Origin of the sequence: Saccharothrix carnea, from assembly GCF_003014735.1 — a bacterium.
In the GTDB taxonomy this organism is placed as follows: Bacteria; Actinomycetota; Actinomycetes; order Mycobacteriales; family Pseudonocardiaceae; genus Actinosynnema; species Actinosynnema carneum.
Genome location: NZ_PYAX01000017.1, coordinates 1 through 9,457 on the forward strand (window position 1 = coordinate 1; position 9,457 = coordinate 9,457).

Genomic DNA, 9,457 nt, shown 5'->3' on the forward strand with positions numbered 1-9,457 from the left:
GCCGCGCCGACCTCTACACCGCCTTCCTCACCCTCGCCGCCACCCTCACCTGCCACAAACGACTCACCAAACACACCACGTAAGACACGCTCTAAACCACCCGAACCCCATGTGAAATCGGGCCTCTGCGGTGGGTTGCGGGTCCGATGTGGGCGGGTTTGTCGGCTGGTGGTGCGGTGTGGTGAATCGGTGAAAATATAGATTTCGGTAAACCGACGTGGTGGTTGGGCGTGGTCTCGCGGCGTGGGGGTGGGCTGGGTACGGTTTGATGATGATTGCTCCGGAATTCGTTGGGAAACGGCTCGAGCCGGTGGTGCTGCGGGTGCCGAGGGAGCGGGTGGTGGCATTTGCGCGGGTGATCGGAGAGGTCGGCGCGGTGCACTGGGATGTCGAGGCGGCGCGGGCGGCCGGGTATCCGGATGTCGTGTTGCCGCCGACGATGTTGTTCGGGTTGGAGCTTGAGGTTCGGGGCGAGGAATTGTTGGTCGAGATGGGGCTCGATCCGTTGCGCGTGCTGCACGCCGAGCAGTCGTTCACCTATCACCGCAGTGTGCACGCCGGTGAGGAGTTGCGGTTCGAGAGTGTGGTCGCCGATGTTTACCGGCGCATGGGTGGGCGGTTGGAGTTCGTCGTGCAGGAGACGGCCGTGTACCGGGGTGGTGAACACCTGGTGGATTTGCGACAGGTGCTCGTGATCGAGGACGAGGAGACGGTGTGAGCGCGCCCGTGGTCGGTGACCGGTTGGCGGTGGTCGAGGTGGCGGCGATCAGTCGGGAGAAGCTTCGGGAGTTCGCAGTCGCCTCGGGTGACGACAATCCCGTGCACCTGGACGACGAGGCGGCGCGGCGGGGTGGGCTGGACGGGGTGGTGACGCACGGGATGCTCGTGATGGCGCACCTGGGGCGGCTGGTCACGTCGTGGCCGGCGGCCGGTGAGCTTCGGTCGTTCAAGGCGAGGTTCACGGCGCCGACGCCGGTCGGGTCGCGGGTGACGTGTGGCGGGAAGGTCGTGTCGGTGGAGGCGGGGACGGCGCGTCTGCAGGTGGCGGCGGTGCGGGAGGACGGTGTCACGGTGGCGCGCGGTGAGGCTGTGGTGGAGGTGCGGGTATGACGCGGTCGGTGTTGGTGGTCGGTGCCAACCGGGGTATCGGGGAGGCGGTGGCGCGGGAGTTCGTGCGGGCCGGTGACCGGGTGGCGGGGACGCATCGGGGGTCGGGTGTGGCTGTGGACGGTGTGTTCGGGGTGAAGTTGGACCTGGTGGATGCCGGTCGGGTGGCTGACGCGGTCGCCGAGGTGACCGCGCACCAGGGTGCGCCGGAAGTGGTCGTGCTGAACGCGGGGCTGACGCGGGACGGGTTGCTCGCGCGGATGCCCGAGGAGCACTACCGGGAGATCATCGAGGTCACGCAGCTCGGCACGTTCCGGGTGGTGCAGCGGGTGCTGCCCGCGATGGCGAAGGCGCGGACGGGGTCGATCGTGTTGGTGTCGTCGGCGTCGGCGCGCGCGGGATCTCCCGGTCAGGCGAATTACGCGGCGGCCAAGGCGGCGTTGGAGGGGTTCGCACGGTCGGTGGCGCTGGAGTACGGGCGGCGCGGGGTGCGGATCAACGTCGTCGCGCCTGGGCCCGTGGACACCGACATGGTCGCCGTGCTGACGGACGAGCAGCGGCAGGCGTTGATCGACCAGGTGCCGCTGGGGCGGCTGGCCCGGCCGGAGGAGGTCGCCGAGGTGGTGCGCTGGGTCGCCGGGTCCACCTATGTGACCGGTGCGACGATCCCGGTCACCGGTGGCGGCGCGCTCGGTTGGTAGCCGTCACACCAGGTCGTTCTCCTGGGCGTAGATGGCGGCTTGGACGCGGGAGCGCAGTTCGAGCTTGGTCAGGATGCGGGAGACGTGGGTCTTGGCCGTGGCGCCGCTGATGAACAGCTCGTTGGCGATCTGGGCGTTGGACAGGCCGCGGCCCAGGCAGCGCAGCACGTCCAGTTCCCGCTCGGTCAGCTGGTCGAGGCGGCGGTCGGCGGCCGGCTGGGTCTTCACCGGCGCCTCGGCGTAGGCCTTGATCAGCTTGCGGGTGATCTCCGGGCCGAGCACGTTCTCGCCCGCCGCGACCAGCCGCACCGCCTCCACCAGGCGTGGCGCGTCCACCGACTTGAGCAGGAAGCCCGCGGCACCCGCGCGCAGCGCGGCGAACACGTACTCGTCCAGGTCGAACGTGGTCAGCACGAGCACCTGGGCCACGCTGTCACCGTGCAGCGCCTTGGTCGCGGCGATCCCGTCCAGGCCCGGCATGCGGATGTCCATCAGCACCACGTCCGGCCGCAGCGCCCTGGCCTGGCGGATCGCGGCGGCGCCGTCACCGGCCTCGCCGACCACCTCGATGCCCTCGGCGTTGCCCAGGATCAGCACGAGTCCCGCCCGCACGGCCGCGTGGTCGTCGACCACCAGCACCCTGATGCTCACCGCTCCACCTCGGGCAGCGGCAGGACCGCGCGGACCTTCCACGAGCCGTCGGACGGCCCGGCGGTGAGCGAGCCGCCGACGGCCGCCGTGCGTTCACGCATGTTCAGCAGCCCCGTGCCCAGCCCTCCCCCGGTGCCGCCGTCGCGCAGCTCGTTGACGACCTCCAGCACCATCTCGGTGTCCGTGCGGCGCAGTTCGAGGACGACGCTCGTGCGCGGTGCGTGCTTCATGGCGTTGGTCAGCGCTTCCTGGGCGATGCGGTACGCGGTCAGGTCCACCGCGGCGGGCAACGCCTCCGTGTCGTCGTAGTCCACCCGCACGTCCAGCCGCATGCCGCCCGCCTGGGCCGACTCGATCAGCCGGGACAGCTGGGCCAGCCGGGCGGGCGCGGTCGGCTCGTCCGGGTCGGTGACGTCGGCGCGCAGGATGTTGATCATCGCACGCATCTCCTCCAACGCGCTGACGCTGTTCTCGCGCACGGACTTGAGCACCACTCGCGTCATCGGGTCCTCGTCCTTCAACGACAGCGCGGCCTCGGCCTGGATGGCGATCGCGGACAGGTGCCCGGCGATCACGTCGTGCAGGTCACGGGCCATGTGCGCGCGTTCGGCGGCGACCGCGGCCGTCCGGTCCAGCTCGGCGATCTTGGCCAGCTGGCGGGCGTTCGCGCGCTCGACCTCGGCCATCCGCTGGTGCTGCCGCACGTTCGTCGCCCACCACACCGGGATCAGCAGGAACGGCAGCACGGCGAACGCGGCCAGCACCGTGGCCCGCCAGCCGGGCACCAGCAGCACGGTCGCGGTGATCGTGCTGATCGACGTCAGCACCGCGATCGGCACCATGTCGCGGCTGAGCCGGCGCGGGCCGTAGAGGGTGGCCGCGTAGAGCAGGTCCGCGTACACCACGAGCGTGGGGGTGCCGACGCCGATGACGCAGTCCACGAGCAGGAACGCCGTGCCGACCGCGAGGGCCGTGCCCGGCGCGATCCGGCGGAACGCCTCCACCACGCAGATGCCGCCGAACAACAGCACCCGCACCCACAGCGGAATCGGGTCGTCGAGGTTGAACAACGGGTACAGGCCGGTGGCGAACAACACCGAGCCGACCAGCAACGAGCTGATCACGATGAGCGCGTCGTGCTGCCACTCCGGCAACTTCCGCAGCCCGGAGACGACCCGACTTATTCCGGCGTGCACCGCGCGATCACAGCACACGCCCACCCGGCTCGCATCGGCCGAAGTGATGACGCCTGATCGCTCCGACCGCCGATGCCGCGCACCCGCCGCGCTCGCGATGATGGTGTCACGGCAGGCGCACCGCCCGCCGACCACACCGGGAGGAGCGGATGTCACCGTGAAAAGCGTGGCGGTAGCACTGGCGGTGGTGTCGGCTTTCGCGCTGAGCGGGTGCGAACCGTCCGCGAACCAATCGTCGCCGGACAACACCGACGACGGTCGCACGACTTTGCTGTGCCACGTGGCGAACGGATGGGTGTCCGCCAGTCCGGACGGCAAGAGCGAAGCCGCGAAGACATTGGGTTCGGTAATCGACGACATCGCCGGGAACATGGACGAATCGTCGCGGGCTGCCAAGGTGTTGGCCGCGGCACGCCAGTTGTTGTCGGACAACTCCGACGACATCGCCCAGGGCGCCGCGAAAATCAAGGAACTGTGCTGAGGGTGTGCCCGCGCCCGACTAGGAGGACAAGTGGCTGACGGCAAGGCGAACGACGGTCGGTGGGCCCCGTGGTGGGTGTACGTCGTCCTGATCGTCGGGTGCAACCTGATCAAGCAGTACTTCATCGGCGGCAAGGTGTCCGACGTGGCCAACGTCGCGATCACGGTGGCGATGGTCGGCGCGCTGATCTTCGCCATCACGGCGGTGTACCGGTCGATGGTCGCCACCCGGCGGCGGTGACGTCGACCGGGACAGCGGCGGCCTCCCCTGGCCGCCGCCCGGTAGGTGGGACGGGCGCCCGTCCCACCTACCCCGGTAACCCAGGTCACCGGGCCGCGACCCGGCGGTAGGCCCTCATGCTCAACGGCACGAACACCGCCACGATCACCAGCGACGCCAGCCACGCGTAGGCCAGCGCGTGGTCGTCCGGCCAGGAGCCGGACGCGACGTCCAGCCCCGGCACGGTGTTGCCGAACAGCTCCCGCACCGCGTTGATCACCGCCGTCAGCGGGTTCCACTCGGCGATCACCCGCAGCGGACCCGGCATCGACTCCTCCGGCACGAAACCGGACGACACGAACGTCAGCGGGGTCAGCCAGATCAGCCCGGCGCTCTGCGCGGCCTCCGGGCTCGGCGAGATCAGCCCGATGAGCGCCCCGATCCACGACATGGCGAACGCGAACACCAGCAGCACCAGGAACGCCAGCACCGCGTCCAGGAAGCTGCCCCGCACCCGCCAGCCGATGAGCAGGCCGCACAGGCACGTCACGAGCATCGCCACCACGCTCACCGCCAGGTCGGACAGCGTGCGGCCGACCATCACCGACACACCGGACATGGGCAGCGACCGCAGCCGGTCGATGAAACCCTTGCGCAGGTCGGTCGACAGGCCGATGACGGTGAACGCGGAGTTGAACGCCAGCGTCTGCACCAGGATCCCGGCGAGCAGGTACTCCCGGTAGGCGGCGCCGCCGAGCAGGCCGCCGAACACGAACCCGAACAGCAGCACGAACATCACCGGCTGCACCACCGCGGCGAACGCCCAGTCGACGCTGCGCCGCACGTGCAGCAGGTTGCGCCAGGCGATCATCCAGCCGTCGACGGCGACCTTGACCACCGCGGTCACGAGTCCTCCCCCTCGTCGGCGCGGTCGGTGAGCATCAGGAACACGTCGTCCAGCTTGGGCCGGTGCAGCGACACGTCCAGCACGCGCACGTCCCGCGCGTCCAACCGGTTCAACGCCTCCACCAGCGTCTTCGGGCCGACGTGGACGAGCACGTGCGCCCGCCGCAGGTGGTCGTCCACCACGGGCTCGGCCGCGCCGACCTCGGTGAGCACGCGCACCAGCTCGGGCAGGTCGGCGCGGTCGGCGACCACGATCTCCAGCCGTTCGCTGCCGACGCGGGCCTTCAGCTCGTCGGACGTGCCCCGCTCCACCACCCGGCCCCGGTCGATCACCACGATCGAGTCGGCCAGGACGTCGGCCTCCTCCAGGTACTGGGTGGTCAGCAGCACGGACGCGCCGTCGTCCACCAGCCGCCGCACCATCTCCCAGGTGTCCAGCCGGGACCGCGGGTCCAGGCCCGTGGTGGGCTCGTCCAGCACGACGACCGGTGGCCGGGCGACGAGCGCACCGGCCAGGTCCAGCCGCCGCCGCATGCCGCCCGAATAGGTGCGCAGCAGCCGGGACGCGGCCTGCTCCAGCCGGAACAGCGCCAGCAGCTCCCGGGCGCGATCGCGGGCCGCGGCGGCCTTGAAGCCGTACAGTCTGCCGACCAGGTACAGGTTCTCGTACCCGGTCAGGCTCTCGTCCACGGCCGCGTACTGCCCGGACAGGCCGATGGACCGCCGCACGTCGGCGGACTGCGTGACGACGTCGTACCCGGCCACGCGGACGTCGCCCGCGTCGGGCCGCAGCAACGTGGTCAGCACCCGCACCATCGTGGTCTTGCCCGCGCCGTTGGGGCCCAGCAGCCCCAGCACCGTCCCGGTGGGCACGGTCAGGTCCACGCCGTCGAGCGCGCGGTGCGCCTGGTACGACTTGACGACGCCTCGCGCCTCGACGGCTGCGGTCACCGCTCCTCCTCCGTGTGGTCGTCCGCCCCGACCGGTGCCCGGGGCGGGAACAACGTCAAGCGCAGCGGCAGGCCGACGAACCAGATCGCGGTCACCGCGGCGAGCTGGATCTCGAAGTTCCACAGCTCGACCGTGCTCGGCCCGCCGATCAGGAACATCACCAGCGTCAACACCGACGAGATGGCCAGCGCCGCGAGGCAGCGCAACCACATCACCCACTCGTGCCGCTGCCGCGCCCGGCCGTACCGGGGCGGGCGGGGCGGCTTCGGGCCGCCGGCGAAGCGGTGCGCGAACCAGGCGTCCGCCCGCTCCACCAGGTACGGACCGAATGCCACGCTGATGCCCAGGTAGGCCGCGGCCAGGCTGTGCGTCATGCCGGGCGTGCCGCCCGTGCGCAGGTCGACGGCGCACGCCACCACCAGCACCAGGTCGACCACCGGCACGCCCACCAGCAGCGCCCCGCCCAGGCGTGGCCTGCGCAGCGCGTACCGGGCCAGCAGTCCCGAGGCCAGCACGACCCAGAACGCGATCTCGCACGCCACGATCAGGTACAGCACGAACGGGTCCTGCGCCGCCGCCTGCGCCTCTCGGGTCTGCACCAAGGAACCCATCCCCTTCGCGGTGGGCCACGGTCACGACCCCGCCGATGGTGGCGTCGCCGTGACGGGGACACCGGGCCGGTCGCCGATCACGTGCGCGCCGCCGTCGACGTGGACGATCTCGCCGGTCGTCGCGGGGAACCAGTCCGACAGCAGGGCGACGCACGCGCGGGCCACCGGGGTGAACTCCTGGTCGTCCCAGCCCAGCGGCGACTTGGCGTGCCACCGCTGCCCTTCCCGGCGGGCGGCCTCGTCACCGCCCGGCCCGATGGCGATGGCCGCGGTGGTGCGCAGCGGACCGGCCGCGACGAGGTTGACCCGGATGCCGTCGCGGCCCAGGTAGGAGGCCAGGTACCGGGCGCAGGACTCCAGCGCCGACTTGGCCACGCCCATCCAGTCGTACTCGGCGTAGGCCTGCGAGGCGTCGAAGTCCAGTCCCACCACGGAACCGCCCGGCGCCAGCATCGGCCGCACCGCCCGCACCAGCGCCTGCAACGAGTAGGCGGAGACGTGGAACGCGGGCGCCACGTCGTCCCAGCGGGCGGTGAGGAAGTTCCCGCCGAGCGCTTCGGGCGGTGCGTAGGCGACGGAGTGCAGCACGCCGTCGAGCCGGTCCGCGTGCGCGCCGATCCGCTCCGGCAGGGCCGCGAGGTGGTCGGCGTCGGTGACGTCCAGCTCGACCACCGGCGCGGGCGAGGGCAGGCGTTGCGCGAGCCGTTCCACCAGGCGCACGCGGCCGTAGGCGGTGAGGACGACGTTCGCGCCTTCCTCCTGCGCCAGCCGGGCCACGTGGTAGGCGATGGAGTTCGGCGTGAGCACGCCGGTGACCAGCAGGGTCTTGCCCTTGAGCAGGTCCACGGCTCAGCTCTCCAGCACGTAGCCGTCGCCGGGGCGGTGGCCCCGGGACCGGCGCAGGTCGGCGAACACGAACGTGCGCTGCAGCCAGCGGTCCGCGCCGTCGTAGCGCGGGGTGAACGCCGACCGGCCGTGCACGGTGACGCGGTTGTCCACGATCGCCAGGTCGCCCGCGGTCAGCCGCAGCGCGTTGAACGAGTTGTCGAACAGCTCGCCCAGTTCCGCCATCGCCGCGACGGCCCGCTCGGTGACGGGCTGCGTGGCCGCCTGGTCGACGCAGAGGTCAGGGTCGTCGGCGTCGCCGTGCAGCACGGCACGCGGCGGCACTGCGGCGGACGTGGCGCCGAACGAGGGCGGCGGCGCGGTGACGAACTCGGCCGACGACAGCGCCGCGCGGGCCTGCTCGCCGAGCTTCGGCAGCACCTGGCGCGAGCACACCAGCCGCAGCTCGGCCACCCGCTCGTGGTCCGGGCGCACGCACACCAGCAGCACGAAGTCGGGCCGGTGCTGGTGGAACGCGTTCTCGGTGTGGAAGGTCAGGTGCGCCGAACCGACGTTGCCCTGCACCTCCTCCTTGCCCGGCACCGGCACCACGTTCTGCACCAGCGCGCCGGACTTCTCGGCCCGGAACGCGCCGGGGTCGCCCAGCCCGTGCGCCACGAGCAGGAGGACGGCGGCGGACACCGTCGCCTCGCGCACCACGGAACCCTCGGCCTTCGGCGTCGGCGGCAGGTTCTCCTCGTCCACGGGCAGGTTGCGCAGCAGTAACGCGCCGCCGGTGCCCGAGTCGCGGCGGAACTCCTTGAGCGCGTGCCGCAGCGGCGCGGGCGCGTCCTCCCACATCCGGCGTGCGGCGGCGACCCACTCGGGGCTGTCGAGCCGCCCGCCCGCCACGTCCAGCAGGTCGCGGGCGATCCGGTCGAGCCACTCGTGCTCGTCGGCCTCCAGCGTGGCGGTGGTCAGCGTGTCTTGGTTAGCCAACAACATTTCCCTCACCCTTAGTGAGTCGTCACCGGGCGGACCCGCCCGAGGTGTGCGGAGATCGCCCCGAGCAGGGCGGTCGGGTCGTGCCGGAAGTAGAAGTGCCCGCCGTCGAACGCGCGGTGCTCGCGCAGCCCGCCCGCCGCGGTGAGGTCGCGCCACGCCTCGCCGCCGTCCGCGTCCACGTCGGGGTCGGCGTCGCCGCGGTAGACCACGATCGGCGTGCTCACGGGCGGCGGAGCGGTCGGCGCGTACCGCTCGATGAGCCGGTAGTCGGCCCGGATCATCGGCAGCAGCAGTTCGCGCAGGTCGGGGTCGGCCAGCGCGGCGGCGTCCGCACCGGACACGCGGGTGATCTCGGTGACGAGCACGTCGTCGCCCCGGGCGTGCAGGTCGCGTGGCGTGCGGCGGTGCGGTGCGGCGAACCCGGAGGCCACCAGCAGCGCGGGCGGGCGGCCGCGGTCCTCGCACCGCCGGGTCACCTCGTAGGCGATGGCCGCGCCCATGCTGTGCCCGAACAGCACCACGGGCCGGTCGAACAGCGGCGCGAGCACGTCGGTGAGCACGTCGGCCATCGCCGCCATGTCGTCCACCGGCGCGTCGACCAGGCGTTCCTCCCGGCCGGGGTACTGCACGACGCGCACCTCGACCGACGCCGGCAGCCGGGCGCCCCAGTCGCGGTAGTAGCTCGCCGAACCGCCCGCGTGCGGCAGGCACACCAGGGTCAGCGCGGCGGACGGCCGGGGCGTGCGCGTGCGCAGCCAGCGGTCGGCGGTGGTCGTGGCCGCCATGCGCACCTCCTTCTGTCGT

At 71.8% G+C, this 9,457-nt stretch carries 13 protein-coding genes; 5 read left to right on the forward strand and 8 right to left on the reverse strand.

The features are described 5' to 3' along the window. Positions 1-271: 271 nt before the first annotated feature. Genes B0I31_RS33750 through B0I31_RS33760 form a run of 3 tightly spaced genes read left to right on the forward strand, consistent with a single transcriptional unit; the run spans position 272 to position 1,808 of the window. Positions 272-718: an FAS1-like dehydratase domain-containing protein gene (locus tag B0I31_RS33750; RefSeq protein WP_181320670.1), complete on the forward strand. Its 447-nt coding sequence runs from the start codon at positions 272-274 to the stop codon at positions 716-718. Next, positions 715-1,110, forward strand: a complete 396-nt coding sequence (locus tag B0I31_RS42785; RefSeq protein ID WP_106619472.1) for a MaoC family dehydratase — start codon at positions 715-717, stop codon at positions 1,108-1,110. The genes B0I31_RS33750 and B0I31_RS42785 overlap by 4 nt, the downstream gene beginning before the upstream one ends. Next, a complete protein-coding gene (locus B0I31_RS33760) occupies positions 1,107-1,808 on the forward strand; it encodes an SDR family oxidoreductase (RefSeq protein ID WP_106619473.1) in 702 nt (233 codons plus the stop codon). The genes B0I31_RS42785 and B0I31_RS33760 overlap by 4 nt, the downstream gene beginning before the upstream one ends. A 3-nt stretch (positions 1,809-1,811) precedes the next feature. On the opposite strand, the gene B0I31_RS33765 is transcribed toward B0I31_RS33760, so the two are convergent. Both B0I31_RS33765 and B0I31_RS33770 read right to left on the reverse strand, forming a co-directional pair. Further along, positions 1,812-2,459 carry a response regulator gene (locus B0I31_RS33765; RefSeq protein WP_106619474.1) on the reverse strand — a complete coding sequence of 216 codons (648 nt, stop codon included), beginning with the start codon at positions 2,457-2,459 and terminating at the stop codon, positions 1,812-1,814. Further along, a complete protein-coding gene (locus B0I31_RS33770) occupies positions 2,456-3,583 on the reverse strand; it encodes a sensor histidine kinase (RefSeq protein WP_245950626.1) in 1,128 nt (375 codons plus the stop codon). Before B0I31_RS33770 ends, B0I31_RS33765 begins: the two co-directional genes overlap by 4 nt. Here B0I31_RS33770 and B0I31_RS42225 point away from each other — a divergent pair. After that, positions 3,543-4,136 carry a hypothetical protein gene (locus B0I31_RS42225; protein ID WP_245950627.1) on the forward strand — a complete coding sequence of 198 codons (594 nt, stop codon included), beginning with the start codon at positions 3,543-3,545 and terminating at the stop codon, positions 4,134-4,136. The genes B0I31_RS33770 and B0I31_RS42225 overlap by 41 nt on opposite strands. 30 nt (positions 4,137-4,166) lie before the next feature. Further along, a complete protein-coding gene (locus tag B0I31_RS33780) occupies positions 4,167-4,376 on the forward strand; it encodes a hypothetical protein (protein ID WP_073888275.1) in 210 nt (69 codons plus the stop codon). Between the two features lie 85 nt (positions 4,377-4,461). On the opposite strand, the gene B0I31_RS33785 is transcribed toward B0I31_RS33780, so the two are convergent. From B0I31_RS33785 to B0I31_RS33810, 6 genes are read right to left on the reverse strand one after another with little or no spacing between them, the layout of a single operon-like run. Continuing rightward, positions 4,462-5,262 carry an ABC transporter permease gene (locus B0I31_RS33785; RefSeq protein WP_425444452.1) on the reverse strand — a complete coding sequence of 267 codons (801 nt, stop codon included), beginning with the start codon at positions 5,260-5,262 and terminating at the stop codon, positions 4,462-4,464. Next, entirely contained in the window at positions 5,259-6,212 is a 954-nt protein-coding gene (locus B0I31_RS33790; RefSeq protein WP_106619476.1) for an ATP-binding cassette domain-containing protein, read from the reverse strand. The genes B0I31_RS33785 and B0I31_RS33790 overlap by 4 nt, the downstream gene beginning before the upstream one ends. Then, positions 6,209-6,823 (reverse strand): hypothetical protein, encoded by a 615-nt coding sequence (locus tag B0I31_RS33795; RefSeq protein WP_106619477.1) that lies wholly within the window; start codon positions 6,821-6,823, stop codon positions 6,209-6,211. Before B0I31_RS33795 ends, B0I31_RS33790 begins: the two co-directional genes overlap by 4 nt. A gap of 21 nt (positions 6,824-6,844) precedes the next feature. Then, complete coding sequence (fabI, locus tag B0I31_RS33800; RefSeq protein ID WP_106619478.1) at positions 6,845-7,669, reverse strand: enoyl-ACP reductase FabI; 825 nt, start codon at positions 7,667-7,669, stop codon at positions 6,845-6,847. Between the two features lie 3 nt (positions 7,670-7,672). After that, on the reverse strand, positions 7,673-8,647 hold the full coding sequence (locus tag B0I31_RS33805) for a TauD/TfdA family dioxygenase (protein WP_245950628.1): 975 nt from the start codon (positions 8,645-8,647) through the stop codon (positions 7,673-7,675). A 17-nt stretch (positions 8,648-8,664) separates the two neighbouring features. Next, complete coding sequence (locus B0I31_RS33810) at positions 8,665-9,438, reverse strand: thioesterase II family protein (RefSeq protein ID WP_106619480.1); 774 nt, start codon at positions 9,436-9,438, stop codon at positions 8,665-8,667. Between the last annotated feature and the right edge of the window lie 19 nt (positions 9,439-9,457).

Excerpts from the sequence above, each read along its gene's own strand:
- B0I31_RS33750 (WP_181320670.1), top strand. The coding sequence starts at position 272 with ATGATTGCTCCGGAATTCGTTGGGAAACGGCTCGAGCCGGTGGTGCTG.
- B0I31_RS33760 (WP_106619473.1), top strand. The coding sequence starts at position 1,107 with ATGACGCGGTCGGTGTTGGTGGTCGGTGCCAACCGGGGTATCGGGGAG.
- B0I31_RS33795 (WP_106619477.1), bottom strand. The coding sequence starts at position 6,823 with ATGGGTTCCTTGGTGCAGACCCGAGAGGCGCAGGCGGCGGCGCAGGAC.
- B0I31_RS33810 (WP_106619480.1), bottom strand. The coding sequence starts at position 9,438 with ATGGCGGCCACGACCACCGCCGACCGCTGGCTGCGCACGCGCACGCCC.